The sequence below is a fragment of the Ignavibacteria bacterium genome (genome assembly GCA_036262055.1).
GTDB lineage: Bacteria > Bacteroidota > Ignavibacteria > Tepidaquicellales > Tepidaquicellaceae > DATAJP01.
In genome coordinates this window covers 305,153-327,260 of sequence record DATAJP010000001.1, presented here as the reverse complement: position 1 = coordinate 327,260, position 22,108 = coordinate 305,153, and the positions used below count along the sequence as shown (strand labels likewise).

Annotated in this window: 22 protein-coding genes; 11 read left to right on the top strand and 11 right to left on the bottom strand. The window is 36.1% G+C overall.

The genetic code is table 11. The features are described 5' to 3' along the window. Positions 1 to 3 precede the first annotated feature (3 nt). The 9 genes from nuoF to mscL form a co-directional block, all read right to left on the bottom strand. The gene (gene nuoF / locus VHP32_01515; GenBank protein HEX2786552.1) at positions 4 to 1,395 is read right to left on the bottom strand and encodes an NADH-quinone oxidoreductase subunit NuoF; all 1,392 of its coding nucleotides are present in this window, start codon (positions 1,393 to 1,395) and stop codon (positions 4 to 6) included. A gap of 7 nt (positions 1,396 to 1,402) precedes the next feature. Next, positions 1,403 to 1,906, bottom strand: a complete 504-nt coding sequence (locus VHP32_01510; GenBank protein ID HEX2786551.1) for an NAD(P)H-dependent oxidoreductase subunit E — start codon at positions 1,904 to 1,906, stop codon at positions 1,403 to 1,405. Between the two features lie 49 nt (positions 1,907 to 1,955). Beyond that, entirely contained in the window at positions 1,956 to 3,221 is a 1,266-nt protein-coding gene (gene nuoD / locus VHP32_01505) for an NADH dehydrogenase (quinone) subunit D (protein ID HEX2786550.1), read from the bottom strand. A 28-nt stretch (positions 3,222 to 3,249) separates the two neighbouring features. Then, positions 3,250 to 3,732, bottom strand: coding sequence for an NADH-quinone oxidoreductase subunit C (locus VHP32_01500; GenBank protein HEX2786549.1), 483 nt, complete (start codon positions 3,730 to 3,732; stop codon positions 3,250 to 3,252). A 165-nt stretch (positions 3,733 to 3,897) separates the two neighbouring features. Next, on the bottom strand, positions 3,898 to 4,833 hold the full coding sequence (locus VHP32_01495) for a choice-of-anchor J domain-containing protein (protein HEX2786548.1): 936 nt from the start codon (positions 4,831 to 4,833) through the stop codon (positions 3,898 to 3,900). A 210-nt stretch (positions 4,834 to 5,043) separates the two neighbouring features. Then, positions 5,044 to 5,532, bottom strand: a complete 489-nt coding sequence (locus VHP32_01490; protein ID HEX2786547.1) for an NADH-quinone oxidoreductase subunit B family protein — start codon at positions 5,530 to 5,532, stop codon at positions 5,044 to 5,046. Beyond that, positions 5,523 to 5,891: an NADH-quinone oxidoreductase subunit A gene (locus VHP32_01485; GenBank protein HEX2786546.1), complete on the bottom strand. Its 369-nt coding sequence runs from the start codon at positions 5,889 to 5,891 to the stop codon at positions 5,523 to 5,525. Before VHP32_01485 ends, VHP32_01490 begins: the two co-directional genes overlap by 10 nt. A gap of 47 nt (positions 5,892 to 5,938) precedes the next feature. Continuing rightward, positions 5,939 to 7,288 (bottom strand): T9SS type A sorting domain-containing protein, encoded by a 1,350-nt coding sequence (locus VHP32_01480; protein ID HEX2786545.1) that lies wholly within the window; start codon positions 7,286 to 7,288, stop codon positions 5,939 to 5,941. A 33-nt stretch (positions 7,289 to 7,321) separates the two neighbouring features. After that, on the bottom strand, positions 7,322 to 7,747 hold the full coding sequence (gene mscL, locus VHP32_01475; GenBank protein ID HEX2786544.1) for a large-conductance mechanosensitive channel protein MscL: 426 nt from the start codon (positions 7,745 to 7,747) through the stop codon (positions 7,322 to 7,324). A 108-nt stretch (positions 7,748 to 7,855) separates the two neighbouring features. Here mscL and VHP32_01470 point away from each other — a divergent pair, with 108 nt between their 5' ends. The 6 genes from VHP32_01470 to VHP32_01445 all read left to right on the top strand — a co-directional run bounded on the left by VHP32_01470 (position 7,856) and on the right by VHP32_01445 (position 13,582). Then, positions 7,856 to 8,500: an NAD(P)-dependent oxidoreductase gene (locus VHP32_01470; GenBank protein ID HEX2786543.1), complete on the top strand. Its 645-nt coding sequence runs from the start codon at positions 7,856 to 7,858 to the stop codon at positions 8,498 to 8,500. A gap of 155 nt (positions 8,501 to 8,655) precedes the next feature. Continuing rightward, positions 8,656 to 10,710, top strand: a complete 2,055-nt coding sequence (locus VHP32_01465) for a TonB-dependent receptor (GenBank protein ID HEX2786542.1) — start codon at positions 8,656 to 8,658, stop codon at positions 10,708 to 10,710. Between the two features lie 48 nt (positions 10,711 to 10,758). Beyond that, entirely contained in the window at positions 10,759 to 11,082 is a 324-nt protein-coding gene (locus tag VHP32_01460; GenBank protein HEX2786541.1) for a hypothetical protein, read from the top strand. Positions 11,083 to 11,113: 31 nt separating this feature from the next. Continuing rightward, positions 11,114 to 11,746, top strand: a complete 633-nt coding sequence (locus tag VHP32_01455; GenBank protein ID HEX2786540.1) for an HmuY family protein — start codon at positions 11,114 to 11,116, stop codon at positions 11,744 to 11,746. A gap of 85 nt (positions 11,747 to 11,831) precedes the next feature. Then, positions 11,832 to 12,221 (top strand): antibiotic biosynthesis monooxygenase, encoded by a 390-nt coding sequence (locus tag VHP32_01450; GenBank protein ID HEX2786539.1) that lies wholly within the window; start codon positions 11,832 to 11,834, stop codon positions 12,219 to 12,221. A 101-nt stretch (positions 12,222 to 12,322) separates the two neighbouring features. Further along, positions 12,323 to 13,582 carry an MFS transporter gene (locus VHP32_01445; protein HEX2786538.1) on the top strand — a complete coding sequence of 420 codons (1,260 nt, stop codon included), beginning with the start codon at positions 12,323 to 12,325 and terminating at the stop codon, positions 13,580 to 13,582. Positions 13,583 to 13,596: 14 nt separating this feature from the next. Here VHP32_01445 and VHP32_01440 read toward each other — a convergent pair whose 3' ends face one another. Continuing rightward, positions 13,597 to 14,871 (bottom strand): T9SS type A sorting domain-containing protein, encoded by a 1,275-nt coding sequence (locus VHP32_01440; GenBank protein HEX2786537.1) that lies wholly within the window; start codon positions 14,869 to 14,871, stop codon positions 13,597 to 13,599. Between the two features lie 70 nt (positions 14,872 to 14,941). Continuing rightward, positions 14,942 to 16,717, bottom strand: a complete 1,776-nt coding sequence (locus tag VHP32_01435; protein HEX2786536.1) for a long-chain fatty acid--CoA ligase — start codon at positions 16,715 to 16,717, stop codon at positions 14,942 to 14,944. 102 nt (positions 16,718 to 16,819) lie between these two features. On the opposite strand from VHP32_01435, the gene VHP32_01430 reads away from it, so the two are divergent. From VHP32_01430 to VHP32_01410, 5 genes are all read left to right on the top strand, one after another. After that, positions 16,820 to 17,566: a hypothetical protein gene (locus tag VHP32_01430; protein HEX2786535.1), complete on the top strand. Its 747-nt coding sequence runs from the start codon at positions 16,820 to 16,822 to the stop codon at positions 17,564 to 17,566. Between the two features lie 225 nt (positions 17,567 to 17,791). Continuing rightward, entirely contained in the window at positions 17,792 to 18,529 is a 738-nt protein-coding gene (locus tag VHP32_01425) for a hypothetical protein (GenBank protein ID HEX2786534.1), read from the top strand. Next, complete coding sequence (locus tag VHP32_01420; GenBank protein ID HEX2786533.1) at positions 18,529 to 20,166, top strand: hypothetical protein; 1,638 nt, start codon at positions 18,529 to 18,531, stop codon at positions 20,164 to 20,166. Before VHP32_01425 ends, VHP32_01420 begins: the two co-directional genes overlap by 1 nt. A 3-nt stretch (positions 20,167 to 20,169) precedes the next feature. Next, positions 20,170 to 21,186, top strand: a complete 1,017-nt coding sequence (locus VHP32_01415) for a PorV/PorQ family protein (protein HEX2786532.1) — start codon at positions 20,170 to 20,172, stop codon at positions 21,184 to 21,186. Next, positions 21,187 to 22,086 (top strand): PorV/PorQ family protein, encoded by a 900-nt coding sequence (locus VHP32_01410; GenBank protein HEX2786531.1) that lies wholly within the window; start codon positions 21,187 to 21,189, stop codon positions 22,084 to 22,086. Positions 22,087 to 22,108 lie beyond the last annotated feature (22 nt).

Sequence of the window (22,108 nt, the reverse complement as noted above, 5' to 3'; positions counted from 1 at the left end):
AAATTAATACCTCAATTCATCAACATCTTCACGAACTTTACCCATTAATTCTTCAACTTCTTTATATTCACTTTCATCTGTATTTAATCCATATTCAGGGGAGTACCTTAATGCGTGAACTTTATTAGGATTTTCAAGAACAACCTCGCCTTTATTAATGCGTGCTTCAAAATCGGCTCTGAATTTTCTGATTGTCCATTTCACAGGCCAAGCAGCAGCATCACCAAGCGCGCAGATTGTATTTCCCTCGATGTTTTCTGAAACCGAAATCAGCAAATCCAAATCTTCCTGTCTTCCGAGTCCCGCTTCGATTCTTTTGAGAACCCTCAAAAGCCATCCGCAGCCCTCGCGGCAGGGAGTGCATTGTCCGCATGATTCGTGGTAATAAAACTTTGTTATTCTTGTTAAGACTTTTAAAATGTCGGTATCTTCATCCATTACCATAACGCCAGCCGTTCCAATTGCCGAGCCGACTGCTTTCAAGCTTTCGTTATCCATTTTCATCGTCAAACATTCCTCTTTTGTCAATGGAGGCATAGAAGAACCGCCCGGGATAACCATCTTAATATCTTTGCCGTTTAATACCCCGCCTGCGTAATCATTTATCAAAGTCATCAAAGGAATTCCTGTCGGAAGCTCATAAACACCCGGCTTGTTAACGTGACCGCTTATTCCATAAAGCAATGTTCCGGGATGCTTCGGCTCGCCGATTGCAGCAAACCATTCCGCTCCACGAGTAATTATTTCAGGAACAGTCGCAAGAGTTTCAATATTGTTAATGGTTGTCGGCATTCCCCAAACACCAACTGCTGCAGGGAACGGAGGTTTAATTCTCGGGTATCCGCGTTTGCCTTCAAGTGAGTTCATCAATGCAGATTCTTCACCGCATATATAAGCACCTGCGCCTTTGTAAATATACATATCTGTCGAAAAACCGCTTCCCAATATATTCTGACCTAAGTAACCTTTCTCATAAGTTTTCGCAACTGCCTCTTCCATTATGTTCACCCATTTCCAATACTCGCCTCTTATATAACAATAAATTGCTTTACATCCCATTGCATAAGCGGCAATGATTGAACCTTCTATAAACTGGTATGGATTTTTTTCAAAAATTTCTCTGTCCTTAAAACTTCCCGGCTCCGATTCGTCACCGTTACAGCAAAGATATTTCGGCTTCTCGTTGTTCTTTGGCATGAAAGACCATTTCAAGCCGGTCGGGAAACAAGCTCCGCCTCGTCCGCGAAGATTCGATTTCTTAACTTCTTCAATTACATCATCCGGCTTCATTCCGTTCAGAACTTTTTTCAAAGCACCGAACCCGCCTGTTGCTTCATAAACATCAATCTTATTTAAATCAGTTATGTCTTTTAATATTATTTTTACGTTGTCCATTTCAGAATTAAGCGTATTTATTTTTTAAATCATCAAGCAATCCATCCATCTTATCTACTGAAAGATTTTCATAAAACTCTCTGTTATTCACCTGAAGCATCGGAGCAGTTCCGCAGCTTCCGAGACACTCGACTTCCTCAATCGAAAATATCCCGTCCTGAGTAATCTCTTTATTTTTTATTTTCAGCTTGTCGCTGATATAATGATAAATATCATATCCGCCGCGAAGCATGCACGAAACATTTGTGCAAACCTGCAGATGAATCTTCCCCATCGGCTTCTGAAAATACATTGTATAAAATGTAACTACGCCAAGAACATGGTCATCAGGCACCTGAAGAAGCTCTGCAACATATTTCATCGACTCTTCAGAAATCCATCCGAATTTATCCTGTATCATCCAGAGCACAGGCAAAGTCGCTGACATCTTGGTCGGGAATTTCTTAAGATGATTTTCTACAACTTTTAATTCTTCTGCGTTAAATAAATGTTCTTTAACGTGTTCAAACATAATTTTACAATTTTCTTTATAACTTTACAAACTTTATAAACCTTAAAAACTACTTATCTGCTTCACCCATCACAGGGTCAACACCGCCGATGATAACAACAGTATCTGACACAAGACATTCTCTCATCATCGGAGCTAAGCCTTGCAAGTTAGAAAAGCTGGGACTTCTGATTTTCAATCTATACGGGTGTCCGCCGCCGTCACTAATAATATAAAAGCCTAATTCGCCTTTTGATGATTCGATTGCCGAATATGATTCAAGCTTAGGGGGATTAACTCCAAAATTCACGATAATGAAATCGTGAATTAGTTCTTCCATTTTTGTGTAAATTTTTCCTTTTTCAGGCATTACTTTTTTGGCATCCTGCGCATTGCACGGACCACCGGGAAGCTTGTCAAGACACTGCTGAACAATCCTTGTTGACTGCACCATTTCATCAGCGCGGACATAATATCTTGCAAGACAATCGCTGTCATTAAATACAGGAACATCAAAATTCAACTGGCTGTAAATCAAATACGGGTCATCTTTTCTTAAATCGTTATCAAATCCTGCAGCACGTGTTAATGGACCTGTTAAGCCAAGCTTAATGCACTCTTCAGGCGCTAAGTAACCGACATTCTCTGTTCTTATGATGAAAATTTTATTTCTCTCTACTAAGTCTCTGCATTCCTGCAAATTTGCGGGAAACTCTTTTATGAAATTTCTTATTGCCGTAACGATGTCATCATTAATATCCTGCGCAACTCCGCCGATTCTTGTATATGAAGTTGTAAATCTCGCTCCGCAAATAAGGTCATATAAATCAAGAATTTTCTCACGTTCACGGATAACCCAAAGAAACGGTGTAACCGCTCCAATATCAATAAGCAGTGCTCCCATTGCAAGCAAATGCGACTGTATGCGTGCAAGCTCTGAAACAATTGTTCTTATATACTGCCCTCTTTCAGGAACCTGAAGACCGATTAGCTTTTCAACAGCCATTGCATAAGCAACGTTGTTTGCCATCGGTTGGAGGTAATCTAATCTGTCTGTGTGCGGAATAAATTCGTGGTATGTTGATGCTTCGGCAAGTTTTTCATATCCTCTGTGAAGATAGCCAAGCTCAGGGACGCATCCCTTCACGGTTTCACCATCCAGGCTCAAAAGTAATCTTAGTACGCCGTGAGTTGCCGGATGCTGTGGACCCATGTTAAGAACCATCTCGTTATCGAGAACATCGTTATACTCAACTCTTAAATCTTCTGTCTCGAGCGCTTCAAGAATTTTGGAGCGTTTAAGGTCGGGGTTTCTTTCAAGAATAGTATTTGACATATAATCTTAAATCCTTAATCTTAAAATTTTATTTATTCGGTAAAGGTATTGAATCAGGCACACCCATAAGCGGAAAATCTTTTCTGAGCGGATAATATTCAAACTCATCAGGCATGTACATTCTTCTCGGGTCGGGGTGATTCGTAAATTTAATTCCCATCATGTCATATGCTTCGCGTTCATACCAATTAGCAGATTCCCAAATTCCTGCAAGACTTGGAGACTCAGGATTTTTTGATTCCAGAATTGCTCTGAAAAAAATCCTATCTCTGTGAACCCGCGAACGCAGATTATAAATAATCTCAAATCTGTTTTGCTTGGTGAATCTGTCAACGCTGACCGCATCGACAAGCCAGTCAAAGCCGCACTCATCTCTGAGAATTTTGCATACGTCAAGTAACTGTTCTTTGGGAATAACTAAGCCCAAAGTGCCGTTCACATCACCATATGTTATATTGAAATTCGAAAGCTTCGATTTGATAAGGGATAATCTTTCTTCAGTAAGTTGCATAAACTAAATTAATACTTATTTTATTGAGTTTAAACTCTAAAATTAAACCCTTTTGGTAGGACAGACATTCCTGTCTGTCCTTATTTTCAATAATTTACTAAAAATAAAAAAGGGGCTTGCAAGCCCCTTTTTTATTACAACTATTTTATTTTTTACTTTTGCTTTTTACTTAATTACAACCATCTTTTTGGTTTGAGTAAATTCGTTTGTTCTGAGTGTATAGAAGTAAGTTCCGCTTGTTAAGTTTGTTGCATCGAAATCTGCAACATAAGAACCTGCAGGTTTATATTCGTTAACAAGAGTTTTCACTTCCTGTCCGAGCGCGTTATAAACAGTAAGTTTTACGTTTGTTGCTTTCGCAAGGTCAAACTTAATGTTTGTTTTGGGATTGAACGGATTAGGATAGTTCTGGAATAAGTCAAATTTACCCGGAATGTTTGTTCCTATCTGACTTATGTTAACAGCTGCTCTGTTTCCAACGAACACATCATCGATATTACACCATAAACCATCAAGACTCACATCCATAAAATATCTGAACGCGATATAAACTGTTTGCCCGACAAAAGCATTTAAACTGAATTTATGCTCAGTCCAGTCATTTGTTGCGACAGGAACACCTGCGCTGTCGTTACTTACGATTTTTGCAATTCGAGTTTCAACTGCAGGAATCTGGAATAGAGATGTATAAACACTCATTGAATCAAGATATGCAGTAATTCCCGGAGTGCTTCCGATTAAAAGCCAAAAAATTAAACTGTCGCCTGCCTGAACGGTAAAACTATCTGTATAGCACCATTGGTCGGCAAGATTTGCTGGTCCGCCTGAGGTCCAAGGAATTGTTAATCCTCTTGGGTTTGAGTGAGCTTGAGCAACTACTGCATTAGGGTTTGCTCCGGGATATGTTGTTCCTGTATCTCTCGCAGCCCATAATGTTCCGGGCGTTACGCTACCTAATTGTGTAAATCTTGCCCATCCCGTCGGCAAACTGTCGCCGGATAATGGTATGTTATCAAAGTTTTGATTAATTACAATTCTTTGGGAAAAAGCCATTGATGATGCCATTATTAAAAACAGCATAGTTAGTATCACTTTTTTCATTTTTGTCTCCTTTTATAAGTGATTTGTGTTAGAAAATAAACTTGTTTTTAAAAAATATCAATACAAATGTAAAATTATTATTATGTAATAATCTCAATAAAAAACAATGATTAATTAAGATTACTTATGGAATAGTTAAATAAATATAATTAACGCGGGGAAAGTTTTAGAAACAAAAAAGCCGTCCCGATTTATCGGGACGGCATTGATTTAATTTTTGGAATACTTCGCGATTTTTTCTTTTTCGATTTTTGACTGAATCATCATAAGCGCATTCAGCAAATTATCAGGTCTCGGTGGACATCCTGCCACATATGCATCGACAGGAAGAAACTGGTCAATTCCCTGAACGACAGAGTAGCTTCTGTACATTCCGCCGCTTGAAGTGCACGCACCCATTGCAATCACCCATTTAGGGTCAGGCATCTGGTCATAAATCTTGCGGACAACGTGTGCCATTTTATATGTTACCGTTCCTGCAACAATCATAACGTCTGCTTGTCTCGGAGAAAACCTGAATGCTTCGCTTCCGAATCTTGCAATATCAAATCTCGGTCCTGCAACTGCCATCATTTCGATTGCACAGCAGGAAATACCCATCGGCATAGGCCAAAGAGCATTTTTGCGAGACCAGTTAATTAACGTTTCAAATTTAGTCGTAAAAAAACCGTCGCTTCCTAATTTTTCTTCTAATCCCATTTTAATACCTCTTTTTTATATTCATATATCAAGCCGATAAACAATATTAAGAGAAAAAAGCTCCCGACAATGAAGGAATAAACCATTTCCGGCTGAGTCATATTTACAAACGAAACCGCCCAAGGATAAAGAAATACAACTTCGATGTCGAATACAATAAAGCTCACGGCTACCATATAATATTTAACCGAGAATCTATCCCTTGCGGTTCCAATCGGCTCAACACCGCTTTCATAAGTTGAAAGCTTCTCGCGGTTTGGTCTTTGCGGACCAAAAAGCGATGAAAACTTAATGTTTGTAATGGCAAAAAGTATTGAAATTGTTACAATTAAAAATACCGGAATGTAGGATTCTATCATAAACAAAATTACTTAAAAATTACATTAAATTAAATTGAGAAAAACGGTTATTTTATTAATACCATTCTTTTGACTTCAGAAAAATTATTTGCTTCCAGCTTATAAAAATATATTCCGCTGGCATTCTGCTTTGAATCCCATTTAACTTCATATTCACCTGCCGGAATCGATTCATTAACCAATGTTTCAATCAACTTCCCTTCAATATTATAAACCGTTAGCTTTATATGCTGATTATTATTCTGCGGCACTGAAAATCTTATCACGGAAATACCGTTAAAAGGATTGGGATAATTTTGCTGAAGTTTAAATGATTCAGGAATTTTATCCGAAATTATTTTAACATTTGTAACTCCGCCGGTTACGGTTTTTAAAATAACTCCGCTTCCTGCAACATAACCCGTTAAATCATTCACAAACATTATTGAATTAAGATTATTGGAGAATGGATTTCTTAGGTTAAACCAATTTGCTCCTCCATTTGTGGTCTTCATTATATTAGTTGTATCAGTTCCATATTTAAAAATAGTCCAGCCGGTATTTGAATTAGAAAAGTATAAATCAACTTGTCTTTTATATGGTGCATAGTAAATTTTTTCCCAGCTTGTACCTTCATCAGTCGAACGCAAAAACACAGAATCTTTGCCGATGATATAGATATTATCACTTGTTGCAATTAAGTCCATCGCATTTTCATACGGGTTTATTCTGCCTCCTGCAATTTTAGTTATATCTTTAAATTTAAACCAGTTACTACCGCTATTTGTTGTTTTGAAGAGTGCAAGAGTATCATGCTGAAAATCATTCCAGATATAACTCAGAGCATATCCCGTTAAGTCATTTTTAAAACTAATTTTATAAAACTCCCCACCATTATTAGGGAACTCTGTAACATTTGACCAATGTAAACCGCCGTTCGTTGTTCTTGATATGGAACCGATACTTGCAAATCCACCGAATAAAATTTCATCAGCATGAGCAATAAACCCTGTATTAGCATTTATAAAATATATGTCCACAGGTCTTGAGCAGTATTCATATGTTTTTCTTACCCAGTTTGCGCCTCCATTTGTAGTTAAAAAAGTTGAACCGATATGTCCGCAGGCAGGTGCCCCATTTTCATTATATGAAAGTATCCATCCCGTATTTTCGTTTAGAAAATATATTTTTGAATAAACGTTATTTGATGTGTCATATTGAACTACATTCCAACTTGCACCTCCGTCGTTTGTTTTATACACATTTAATGCGGAAGTTGCCCATCCGGTTTGTGCATTAACAAAAAATACTGATTGATAATTTGTATTTGGAGCGTTGGTTAAAAACCAACCTTGTTGAGAAAATAATGTTGATGTTGATAAAAAAACCAACATCACGGTTAATATTAATTTTTTCATAAGCGGGGTTTTAATTTATTATAAAATAAAAAATTAATTTTTATTTTTCAATAAGTCTCTTATTTCCGTTAGTAATTCTTCTTCTTTTGTCGGTGGTGCAGGAGGAGGAGGCGTATCCTGCTCTTTTTTTCTGAGTGAATTTATTATTTTTATTATTACAAATATGGCTGCTGCAATTATGATGAAGTCAATGAATACCTGTATGAAATTACCGAGGTTTAGAGTAATTGCCTGTTTAATTACTTTTCCTGCGGGGTCAAGAACGGCATCAGCGAGCGTGAATTTAATATCGCGGAAATTTATGCCGCCGATTAGCAACCCGATGACCGGCATAAGCAAATCATCTACAAGTGATGAAACTATCTTGCCAAATGCTGCGCCTATTATAACACCGACCGCAAGGTCAATAACGCTGCCTCTTGAAATGAATTCCTTGAATTCTTTTGCAAAACCTTTCATGGTATTTATTATTTTATGCCTCAAGATAAGTAAATTATATTTGTTTAAAAAGTATTACATTAAATCTTGATTTCATAAAATATCGTATATTCATTAATATATACATAAATGGTCAAAAAAATTTTTATTACAGGCGGAACAGGGTATATAGGAAGCCGTCTGATTTTAATGTTATTAGATGCAGGGTATGAAGTTCATGCTCTTGCAAGAAGCAATTCACTTCAAAAGCTTCCTGAAAAATGCCATAAAATTGAGGGTGATGCTCTTCATTACAAATCTTATGTAAATAAAATTCCCGACGGATGCACATTTATTCACCTTATCGGTGTTGCACATCCTTCACCCGCTAAGAAGGATGAGTTTTATAAAATTGATTTAGTGTCGATTCAGGAAGCAGTCAAAGCAGCAAAAGAAAAAAATGTTCAGCATTTTATTTATCTCAGCGTTGCGCATCCTGCGCCTGTTATGAAAGATTTTATTAATGTTAGAATGAAAGGTGAGCAGCTTCTGATTGAATCAAAAATTAAATCATCCTTCATACGTCCGTGGTATGTAATTGGACCCGGACATTACTGGCCTTATCTTATAATGCCTGTATTTTGGATTTTTAAGTTATTACCATTTACAAAACAGACTGCACAAAGATTGGATTTTGTAAAACTTCCTCAGATTTTAAAATGTATTTTATTCTCAATCAAGAATATTCCGCAAATAACTACTGTTTATAATGTTCAACAAATAAAGTCCTTTTAACTACTGTTTTTTACTGATTAAGCCAATTATTAAGATTCAATCTAAATAAAGGAATTGATTATTTTGTCAATACTTTATATGTTTATCTAAACTAAATCTTAATAAGGTTGCTAAAGAAATTTACTCTTTTTGTTTTCTTTGCCCTACTTTCCCCTTTGTTTTCATTTGCACAAAACTCTTCAGATACACAAACTCAAAACGACTCATTAAAGCAGTATGAAATTAATCCGATTGTAATTACTGCAACGAAAACCGAAAAAACCGTTGAAGACTCACCTATCCCTGTTTCACTTGTCAATAAAAAAGAAATCAGCGCATCGGGAAGCTATAAGCTTTCTGAAATTTTATCCGAGCAAACGGGATTGAACATTGCATATTTCCTCGGAGCGGGAGTGCAGATTCAGGGACTCGACCCTGACTATGCGCTAATTCTTGTCGACGGCGAACCGCTCATCGGAAGAAACGGCGGAACGATTGATTTATCAAGAGTATCACTCGGCAACGTAAAACAAATAGAAATTGTAAAAGGTCCTTCATCTTCACTTTATGGAAGTGAAGCATTGTCCGGTGTCATAAATATCATCACAGACAAACCTTCACGAAATTTTTTAACAGACATTAAAGCACGATATGGTTCATTTAATACTGTCGATTTAAACGGCAACGTTGAATACAGAAAAAACAATTTGGGATTATCTTTATTTGCAAACTTCAGCCGCTCGAACGGTTACGATTTATTCCCTGAGACTATTGCAAAAACTTCACCTGCATATAATGATTACACGATTAATCCCGTTATTAAGTACGATGTAAATAATAATCTAAGTCTTGAGTTGAATTCACGTGTTTTTTTTGAGGATATGAGCAACATCACTGAAACAATGACCGGAAGCAATGAGATAAATTTAGATGATAAAGTTAACCTTACCGACATTAACAATACTTTATCTATTAATTACTTCTTTAACGATAGAATAAAATTAAAAACCAAGCTTTATAATTCTTATTATAAGTATAAAGATGTTTTAACTTACCCAACAACAGGAAATTTATTTTTTGAAGACAAATACGAAGAAGTTTATTCAAAAGGCGAGCTGATGCTCGAAGGAAATTATTTCAGGAACAACACAACTGTTTTAGGCGGAGGTTTAATTCTCAACACGGTCAATGCAGACAGACTTTATGACGACAGCAAAAATGCCAATACTAAATTTGTTTATTTTCAGAACGAATACCTTCCTCTTGAAAATATGAATATTACAGCCGGAATTCGCTTTGACGCTCACAGTGATTATCAAAGCAGGTTCAGTCCCAAGATTGCTGTTTTATATACACCCATAGAGATGTTATCCTTAAAGGGTTCATTCGGAACAGGCTTCAAAGCTCCGACATTTCAGGAGCTATATCTCGATTTCACAAACCCCCAGGTTGGATATTCTGTTTTTGGAACAACCGGTTTTCAGGAATCAATGCAGCAGTTAATCCAAAGCGGACAGATTTCGGAATTATATATTGACCTGAACACAGTGACACAAATTAAGCCTGAGAACTCACAGGCGTTTAATTTTAATTTCACTGTTAATCCGTTTGAACAGATAAAAGCTGATGTTAATTTTTTCAGAAATGACATAAAAGATTTAATCGAAGTTCTTCCTATTGCTAAAAAAACAAACGGTCAAAGTGTATTCACGTATTTTAATCTTAGCAGAATTTATACTCAAGGAATTGAAACGAATCTCAACATTAATCCTTTTGATAATTTAAATGTAACTCTCGGTTATCAATATCTCGATGCAAAAGATAAACAAGTAATCGATGACATCAACAACCAAAAAATTTATAAAACCGGAAGCACTGGAGTTGTGAGACCTGTTCAGATGGTTGAGTACGGCGGTTTGTTTAACCGTTCTAAACATTCCGGAGTTGTGAAAATTTATTACACACTTGCAAAGTATGATGCCTCCATTAATTTGCGTGTAATCGGAAGAAGCAAATACGGATATATTGATAGAAACGGAAACGGCATTCTTGATAACGACAATGAATATGCGCAGGGATATGTTTTGTGGAATTCAGCAGTAAGCAAAAAAATATTTAAGAATGTTTCTCTGCAGGTAGGTGTTGACAATATTTTTGACCATAAAAATCCCGAGATTACCCCTGAATTCCCGGGAAGAGTAATTTACTCAACAATAGATTTAACGTTTTAAAAATTTTTAAACATAAATAAGACTAACTTAGTCGGATTTGCATAAAAAATGTTTAGTATCGAGCACAAATATAATTTAATAAACAGCAGAAAAGATTTCAGCATTTACAAATGCGAGGAATGTCAATCTTTTTTTGTGGTTCTGAACAACGTCATACTTACTCTTGCGCTTGAAGAAATCACGGAGCTCAACAATACTTTGAAAAGCTTATGGGAAGAAAATAGGAAACTTCCGGACTCAAAATTTCTTGTTCAGGTTTCAAATTTTGAAAAAGCCCGGATATTTTTATCTCATTCAGAAATGAAAACTCTTTTGATTCTGTTGAAAGAATCATTGATACTGCTTGAAGTAAAAAAATTAATCTCAAATTAAATCATTATATAATATAAATACACATACATAAATGAACAGACCAAACTCAATTTCTTTTATTTCAAAACTTGTTTATCTTTTTTTTATTTCCGTCGCTCTTTATTCATGTTCGAATAATCCTGTTATAGAGCCGCCTCCGCCTCCTGCAGGTCCTCTGGCAATAAGAACTGTTTCAAACTTACAGGCAGATACTGCTTTAACAGGCGGTTATACATATTTCAGATTCAGCGACAGCACCGTCGTAACGGGTGCTGATACTGCAACCAATAAGTGGGATATAGCGTTTAGAAATACAACGATTATCATAAATGGCGGTGCAGTCAGATTCGGTTCAGGTGGTGTATTTATTCAGAGAAACTCAAGCTTCGATACAGTGTCCATAGCACCTGAAAACGGTTACGGAGTCGATACATCTGCAACACAGCTTGCTATAAAAACAGGCTCAGGTAATGGCTGGTATAATTATGATTTTGCGAATAATTATGTTACCCCGATTCCCGGAACCGTGCTTATTATAAGAACAGGTGATGGAAAATATGCAAAGGTGCAAATACAGAGCTACTATTATAATAACGACCCTCAGCCGTTTCCAAATCCTGAAAATTACAGGTATTATACTTTCAGATTTGTTTATCAGCCTGACGGTTCAAGAAACATAAAATAAAACTTAATATAAACTTATTATAAATATAGCAGGACAGACAATCTTGGCTGTCCTCTGAATAAATTTTAATTTTAAAATCAACATAATGGACAATTTAGTAGAAGATGTAAAATTCAGAGCTGAAGCAGTTGCAATGAATTCAGAAAAGAAAAACAAATTTGTGGCAATTAATTACATTACCTGCGATAAAGAGTATGTCGAAAGATTCGAGCATCTGTTCACCACAAGAGCAAGAGCAATTGACAGAATTCCGGGATTCATCAGCATGGAAGTTCTGAAACCAAATAGCTCAAATGATAATTACTTAATAGTGAGCCATTGGGAAAACGGGGATGCATTTAAAAACTGGACTAAGTCTCCTGAGTTTCTTGAAGGACACAAACGCGGATTTGAAGACATGAAAAAATATAAAGACGAAGGTAAAAAACCACCGATGTCATCCGATTTCAAAACATACGAAATTTTAACAGATTAATTTTTTAATTTATAGGATGAAGTCATTCCCGCGAACGCGGGAATCCCAATACCAAAACCATGTTGTTGACCCTGAATCAAGTTCAGGGTGACAAGTTGTTAATGACCATCAACAGAAAATACATATTATTCGGAAGCTTATACTTCTCTCAGTTCATACCGCTCGGATTTTTTACCGAGTCCCTGCCGGTATATCTGCGCAGTCTCGGATATTCATTGCAGATTGTGGGAATGATTCATATGCTTCTGCTTCCCTGGATGGTGAAATTTCTTTGGGCTCCTGCGGTCGATAAAATCGGCAGCAAAAAACCCGGACATTACCGTTATTGGATTTTGATAATGCAGGGTTTGGTATTTCTTTGCCTTGTTGCATCTGCATTTGTGAATCTAAGCACAACGTTATACGCTGTTTTAATTTGCATTGCGCTTCTCTCGTTTTTTTCATCAACTCAGGACATTGCAACAGATGCTTTTGCAGTTGAGACTCTTAAAAAAAGCGAACAGGGGTTTGGCAACAGCATACAAAACTCTGCACATTCTCTTGGCTCGCTTATCGGCGGCGGATTGATGCTTCTATTTTTAAATCAAATCGGCTGGTCAGGTTCAATTTTCATCTTAGCCGGAATTGTATTAATCCCCTGCATAATTTTGATAATCAACTGGAATAAATATCCCGTTGAGTCTCATGCAGTAAACAACGATGAACCAAAAAAATCCGTGTTTGATTTCTTTAAACGCAAAGGTAATCTCAAATGGCTCGGTATATTACTTCTTCTTCCGCTTGGCAGCGCAATATCCGATTTTATTTTTAAACCGTTCCTAATTGATGCTGGTTACTCACTCGAAGACATAGGCTTCATGCGCGGCATAATTGGTCTTATTGCCTCATTTGCCGGAGCAATTTTCGGCGGATTCCTAATTAAAGATAATAACAGAAATTCTTTGCTTATTAAACTCGGTCTGTTATTGTCACTGACTATGCTTCTTTATATTCTTCCGATTTATGCTAAGCTGGATTTTTGGTCGATTACTTCCATTATAATAATAAACAGGTTTATCTACGGCGCGTTTGTTACTCTGATATTTACGTTGATTATGCAGAGATGCGAAAAAGGAAAAGCAGGAACTGATTTTTCTGTTCAGATTGCTGTAATGACATTCAGCTCGCACGGCATCAATTCACTCATTGCAGGATTTTTAACTCCCGTTATCGGATATACTTTTATTTACGTTCTCGCTTCCGGAATTGCAATAACATCAATCATCATTTACAGAAGAACAATTACTTCATTCAAAGCAGCTAAAATCGAAAATCTTCCCGACAAAACTCTCATCCCCAAACTCGAAAACTTCGAATATTAAACATTCAAAAAAAATTACTTCAACAAAAGCATTTTCTTGGTTTCAGAAAACCCTGATGTTACTAATCTATAATAATAAATTCCTGAACTCAATTCTTCTCCGTTAAAATCAGCTTCATAAGTTCCTACGTTCAATTGTTCATTTACAATTGTTTTAACTTCTTTGCCTAAATTATCATAAATAACGACTCTCACAAAATCATTTTTTGGAATTTCAAATTTTATTTTAGTTTGAGGATTAAAAGGGTTTGGATAGTTTTGTAATAATGAAAATTCATTTGGAATGTCATTTGAGATAGATTGAATGCCAACTGTCTCACCTCCGGTAGTGGTTTTAATAATTAAACCGTCATTACCGACAGCATACCCTGTTTTAGAATTTAGAAATTCAATTTTATTGATAACGTTTCCTGCAAAAAAATTCTGAGTCCAATTTGCAGCTCCATTTGTTGTTTTATAAATTCTATTAATTGAATAACAATAACCTGTATCATTGCTTGTGAAAAAACCAATGCCACTATAAATATTTGAATTTATTGAATCCCAAGAAATCCCATAATTCGATGTTTTAATTAATTTAGTATGACCAGTTAAATAATTAGTTAAAAAACAATAGGCTGAGGAAGAATTCGAATTTAAGCCATAGAAGCTTGCTGAATATTCATTTATAATATTACTTATTGTCCAACTAAATCCTCCATTTGTAGAAGTTCTTATCTGATTATGCGATGTTGGAACTAAAAATCCTGTAAGATCATTTTTAAAATATCCATAAATTCCAAGTCCTACTGCATGATAAACATCTATCCAATTTAAACCAAAATTTGTTGACTTTGATAATTTAGCGGAGGGAAATGGTGACCCTGAATATTGTGAAATAATAAATAAAATATTTTTTTTAGCCTGAAGATTAAGAAATAAATAATTACCTGTGACAAATTGAATTGATGACCAATCATCCCCTCCATTCAAAGTTCTTAAAAGAAAATAATTATAATTGGAGGTCTTTCTTGCAAGAACAAATCCGGTATCTTTATTCGAAAAAGATACTTCTAAATATGTATAATTTGTATCAATATTAATTTTTATCCAGATTAAACCTCCATTAGTTGTTTTCAATAAATCTTTACCAGTAGCATAAACAAGAAATGAATCTATAACACTTATTGAGGTTAAATGACTATTATAGGATGAATTTAATACTTGCCATCCATTTTGAGAATATAAAGAATTATAGGTAAGAAGGATTAATAAGAAAGCTGAAACAACACTGGCGGTTTGTTTTTTCATTCTACTTTGTTTTGCGCTGATAAAAAGTAAAATGAAATTTTAAAACAAGCAAGAGGAAGTTTTATACATTTTAAACATTCAGATACATTTTTTCAATAACATCGGCATATTTTTTCTCGATTTCTTTACGTTTTAATTTTAATGTCGGGGTCATTTCACCTGCCTCAAGCGTGAACGGATTTTCAAGTAAAGTTATCTTGCGAATTTTTTCATAAGTGGAAAGATTCTTCTGAACTTCATTAATTTTTTTCTCAACGTGTTTAATCAGCTTTTCATTTTTTATTAAATCTTTATAACTTATTGCATCAAGCCCCAATGACTGAGCAATACGTGCTATCTCATCTTTGTTCGGAACAATCAATGCGGTTACATACATTCTTTCATTTCCTATAGCAATAACCTGTTCCATAAACGGCAGAGTCATTAAAAGATTTTCGATAACTGCAGGAGCAATATATTTCCCTCCCGATGTTTTGAATAAAGATTTTTTTCTGTCTGTAATTTTTATATAACCTTCCGAATCCATCTCGCCGATGTCACCAGTATGAAGCCAGCCATCGATTATCGTGCTTGCTGTTTCTTCGGGTAGTTTATAATAACCTCTCATAACTATGTCGCCTTTAACAAGTATCTCACCGTCATCCGCAATTTTTACTTCAACTCCTTTCAGCGGCGGACCAACAGTTCCGGGCTTGTTTTTTTGGGGCAGGTTAACTGCGATAACAGGCGATGCCTCGGTCATTCCGTATCCTTCAAGCGTTCCCAGCTCGATGCCGTTCATAAACATATTTATTTTTTTATTCAATGCTCCGCCTCCGGCAACAATGAACCTGATATGACCACCGGTCTTTGCTTTTATTTTTTTATAAACTAAAGCATCATAAATCTTCCACATGAAAGAACGTTTGGGATTTTCGCTGTGAGCAAGCTTTACTGCGGCATTGAATATTTTTTTTCTGAAACCTTTTTGCTCATCACCTGACTTCATCACACGGTTATACATTTTATCAAGAAGTCTCGGGACGGAAATTAAAATAGTCGGCTTCACTTCGGGCATTTGCGTGCTTATGGTATCAATGTTCTGCGCGTAATAAATTTTTGCGCCGTTTAAAAACGCTAAATAATATCCTGCTGTTCTTTCATACGCATGGCAGTAAGGAAGAAAAGATAAGAATCTGTCCTTGGGTGTTATATCAAGGACATTATTACATGCATCCAAATCCGAACAAACATTTTTATGAGCAAGCATTACCCCTTTAGGATTGCCTGTAGTTCCCGACGTATATATAATAGTAAAAACATCGTCTTCATTTGTTACGTCAATCTTTTCTTTGACTGAATTTATAATTTCTTTATCGCTTAATTTATCGTTTCTTTTCATAAGCTCGTCATAATAAATCACACCTTCGATTCTGTTCATCTCGTCAAAAAGATTATATGATATTATATGTTTTAATTCGGGAAGCTCATCTTTGACCTTCAAAATTTTTTCAAGCAGAAATAAACTTGAGACAAAACAAGCTTTTGAACCGGAATCTTTAAGAATGTATTTAATTTGCTCGGTGCTTAACGAGTTATAAATTGGAACGGTAATTATGCCATCTAAAATACACGCAAAGTCTGTAATTACCCATTCCGGTCTATTTTCTGAAATAATAGCAGTTTTATCGCCTTTTTTTATATTTAATTCACGAAGTTTATTGTTTAAATATAAAATATCTTTTATTATATTGCGTTTAGTTACCGGGATATATGCGCTTCCCGTTTTGGAGAAAAGTATTTCATCGCTCAGAGTGCCCTTGTCTGTTAAGCCGTAAAAAAATCTTGTTAGTGTTTTTTTATTCATAATAATTTAATATGTGTTTAAGCCCTTAATTTTTATTAAACACTTGAAATTATATAATATTAATATTAATTTATCACAAATTAAATCAAATTAAGCTAATCTATGAAAAAATCATTACTAATTGGTTTGGTGTTGCTCTTTACAGCAATGTTTGCGAAAGAAGGTTTTTCACAGAATAAGCAAGGCGAAGTTGCATCCGGAAGAGTCGGAGCTGCATCATGGGTATTCGGATTAAGTACAGGGATGTTTCTTTCAGTAAATGATGCTTACGGCAGACTTGATGACCAAACTACCTACGGAATGAAAACCGGAAGAGGTATTGACCTTAACTTCAAATACGGCTTAGGACAAACAAAAAGAAATAGAATAACAGTCAGAGCAGGCTATACTAAAATGATTAATGACGACAAGGACAGATTCTTTTTAGCTGCTCCTTTCTTAACAAGTCCAACTCCTCCTCATTCATTTTATGATATGATTTCAGGCGCTATCGGATATGAATATGTTTTCGGTGCACCTTGCTGCAACAAGCAGACTGTTGGTATTGCTTTTACCATTAACAATATCAGCGCTCCGGATTACAATTCATTCAGAGGTGAATATAACAATGCAATGAGAATGGGACTTGAACTTACTGCAGGTTATGAGTTTCTTTTAGGTCAGGCCGGAAAGTATGGAATCGGTTTGGCATTCAAATATAACCAGGCAAACTTATTCAATAAGTCAAATGATGCGCTTCTTGGCAATCATAACCTCAACGACGGTGACGGAGCGGGCGGTCAGGGTTTTGCAAGAAAAATCGGTATATTCAGCATCAACGCCGCATTTAATATCTACGGAGGATATTAATTCTTTTAAAACTGAGTTTTCTAAAGGTTAATTTCGTTAATTCGGAATTAACCTTTTTTTATGATTTGAATTGACATATAAACGTTATATCCATATTTTTATCAAAATTTAAAGCCAATCTATAGACCACATTTTTTACCGCATTTTTTAACTTCGAACAAAATAAATAGTCTGAGTAAATTATTCTTTAAATTATCGTTTTTATTGCTGATTGGATTTATTTTTATGTCCTGTGAAAAAGACAGTGATAAAATTATTGACGTCAACATTTCCTATCCGACCATTTCAAATCCACTAAGAAGTCCCGATACGGTTTATACCCTTTCAGGTTCACCATCAATTGTAGTTGCAACATCAGTGGATGTTACCAGCGAAGATGCAATCAAGCAAGTTATTTGTTCGCTTATTGATTCCAAAGATTCCGTAATAGGGCAATTTCAGATGCTTGATAATGGTGTTTCACCTGATACTACTGCTAATGACCGCAGATATACTGCTCTGATAGCCAAAAATGGTTTTGGGTGTCTTATTGTCGGTGGATACAAGCTTCAATATTATGCCGAGACAAATGAAGGTTTATTCAGCAATATCATAACGACAAATATGCAGGTGCGTTTTTCAAATAGCGTCGCGCCTGTGCTTTCAAATCCTGTTCTTCCCGATAGCGTTGTAAGACCAACAAGCGGACAGTTTGATATAACTCTTGAAATTACCGCTACGGATGCGAACGGACAATGTGATGTAAGTTTCGTTTATTTCGATGCCTATAGACCGACAGGAACATATTTAGGACCAATACCAATGTTTTCTGCAGGCGGAAGTTTATACAAGTTTATAAATCCTGTTCCCCCAGCGGTGCCAGACTCTTTATACGGATATTACAAATATCATTTCTACGCAGTTGATAACTCGGGATTAATCAGCAATACTATAATAGACAGCATAAAATTCGTAAGACCATAATGATAAAAAAGCTCATATTGATTTTATTTGCAATCGCAATTTCATCCGATGCTTATTCACAGAATGTAATGGATTATTTGACTTTTAAACTCATTAACCGCGACTTTCCTGTTTACAAGTCTAACAGAGAAAAAAGCTCAATGCTTTCTTCGATAGTTGTAACTCCGAAAACTTCAAAATATCCCGTAAGTAATTTTTATACAGATATAATAGTAGTCGGAAACGGAGACACTGTTTGGTTTGCAACCGGTTCAGGAGTTATGAGAACCATTGACAGATTTCAGAGCTATCAATCTTATTTTGATTTGGAACCGTTCGGAACAGATGACATTGCAGGGTTTAACGTCCGTCAAAACATTGTTGCTGCTTCAACCGCAATAAGCGAGGAGATCAGCGGTGAGAACGTCCCTACCGGAACAGGAATAAAAGTTTCGACCGATTACGGAGTAAATTGGAATGCCTATCCGCAGCCCGTTGACGGTCTTGGGGATTCTTCTATTATTTACGGAAGTAATACGCTTCATGCACTTCCTGTTGTTGTGCCTCAGCAGAATCTTTCTTACGACATAGCAATTTCAAAAAATCCTCTCGACCCTAATAACCAAATAATCTGGATTGCATCATTTGCAGGCGGTCTGAGAAAAACCACTAACTACGGTCAAAGCTGGACAAGAGTAGTTCTTCCTCCTGATAATCTTGATAGTATTTATATTGGCGGCACATATAATTTTGCGTTAGACCCGAGAATAAATCTTAATCATCGCGCATTCGCAATTCTTGCTGTGGATGATTCTGTTATGTATTGCGGAACAGCCGATGGAATTAACCGTTCAACTGACTGGGGCGTAAGCTGGAGAAAGTTTAATTACCAAAACAGCGGCGGAAACAATAACGGCGGTGGAGTTTCAGGAAACTTCGTCGTAGATTTATATGCACAGCAATACGGAACAGGAAAAGTAATCTGGGGGGCTACCAGAAGAGCTGAAGATAACAATGAAAAGAATGCAATTAGCTATTCTCTTAATGGTACTACGTGGAATTATACTTTAAAAGATATAGCTGCAAACGGTGTTACATCAAAAGATTCAATTGTATATGCATTAACGAACGAAGGACTCTATCGTGCAAAATTTCTGGATTTTGCATGGTCATCACCTCCGTTAATATATGATGTCATAACAAAAGACATAGTTTCAACAAAATTATTTTATTCAGGTAATCATATTGGTGATACTTTATATTTCGGGAGCGCTGACGGCTTATTGAGAACAATTGAAACAGGTCAGCCGTGGGTTGCTCAATGGAAAATCATAAGGGCAATTTCTCCGATTAATTCAGCTTCAGATATAAAAACTTACGCTGCACCAAATCCTTTTGCGCCTGATGATGAAGTTGTAAGAATATTTTACAAATCAGGAAAATCCTCTGCAAAAATTACAATAAAGATTTTTGATTTTGGGATGAACCCCGTAAGAACGGTCATTCAGAATGCATCACGTACCGGAACTGAGGAGTTATTTACTCAGTGGGACGGCAAAGATGAAAACGGCGGAAGAGTTGCTAACGGAGTTTATTTTTACCGCATACATGTTGATAATGAAAACGACACCTGGGGGAAAATTTTGGTAATTCAATAATTAATGAAGAAATTTTTAATAATATTAAGTTTACTTTTTCTTGCCATTCAAACCTCTAATGCTCAGGTAGGAAGCTATACCGGCGCATTCGCGAGAATGGGTTTTGGCGCTCGCGGTCTGTCTATGGGTAACGCAATGGTATCGAATGTTTTTGGTGACGTTGCGGGATATTACAATCCTGCTCTTCCGGCGTTTCAGGAAGAAGGAATTGTTAATCTTGGGTATACTTTTTTGAGCTTAGACAGAAAATTAAATTTCGTTGGCTTTGCAAAAAAATTCAAGCTTCCAAAACAAGAAAACGGCGGAGCGGGGATTTCATTATCATGGATTAATTCAGGTGTAAGCGATATTGATGGAAGAGACAACGACACGAGGCAAATCGGAATGTTCTCGACTTCCGATAATCAGTTTTATCTCGGAACAAGTTTTTTATTAAGCGATAAATTTGCGCTTGGAGTGGGATTTAAATTTTATTTTTCAAAACTATTCGATGACGTTACTGAAAACTCTATCGGCTTTGATTTGGGAGCTGTAATGAAAGCAACTGAAAATCTTAGCTTTGGTTTTGCAGTCAGGGATTTGGCGGCGAAATATGAATGGAATACATCAAAGCTTTATGGCAGCACTTTTGGGAACACAACTGAGGATAAATTCCCTACTATTATTGATTTTGGAGGTTCTTATAAGCTTCCTAACGGTTTGGGTTCGGTTTCGCTTGAAACTGAATACATTTTAAATCCCACGCTCAAAGATAATTCTAATGCAAATAAAAAAAATAATTTTTATCTTAAGGCAGGCGGTGAGCTGATTTTAGTTCAACAGCTTCGCGTAAGAGCAGGCATAGAGCGAATTGATTTCAGCAGTGATGATATTTTAGGAAACTTAAAGCCATCGGCAGGAGTTGGATTTTATAAGAATATTTCACCGACAATGCTTCTTGGTCTTGATTATTCATTTACACTTGAATCATATACTCACAAACCGATTCAAAATATTTCATTAGGATTTAAATTTAAATAAATGAAAAAGATTTTTTTAATTATTTCCCTCTTTATATTTTCGCAGACACCCTCCTTTGCTCAGAATGACGGAGCGGGAAACACGGGTTTATCCTTTTTAAAATTAGGCGTAGGCGCGCAGTCAATTTCTATGGGTGAAGCATATTCATCACTTACAGAAGATGCAACGAGTGTTTATTACAATCCCGCAAGATTATTTTACGGAAGCAAAACAAATGTTTATCTTACTCATAATCAATCACTGCTTGATTTCACAAATGATTTCATCGCCTTTAAGACTTCAGGCGAAAAGTTTGCGTTCGGCATAGGCGTTCAAAGAGCTGCCGTAAATGATATTGAAATAAGAACTATTCCGGGTGGACCGGTAGATAAATTTAATTCCGAAAATTTAGCTGTAGGAGTTTCACTTGCATATATGTTCAGTCCCGGTTTGTCAATCGGTGTTACTCCGAAGTTTCTTTATGAAAAAATTTATGTTGACGATGCTGCAGGATTGGCTTTCGATATCGGAACTAACTACACAAAAAATGATTTCAGCGCGTCATTTGTTATTGCAAACCTTGGCTCGATAAATGAACTTAGACATGCTTCGACAAAACTTCCTTCATCAGTTCGTCTCGGAGCAAGCTATAAATTAACAAAAAATGATTTTGCGTTTAGATTCGGTGTTGATGGTTACAAAGTTCTTGACGGAGGCAAGATGCACTTGCATGGCGGCGGCGAAGCCGCATATAAAGATATGTTCTTCCTTCGCGCAGGTTATCAGACTAACTATGAAAACAAAAGCTTAACAGCCGGTATTGGTTTCAAGTATAAAGCATTTACATTGGATTATGCTTTTGTGCCTTACAAATATGAGTTTAGTAACAGTAATACGTTTTCTTTAGGACTTAACTTCTGATTATTGCGTCTGTATTCTTTTG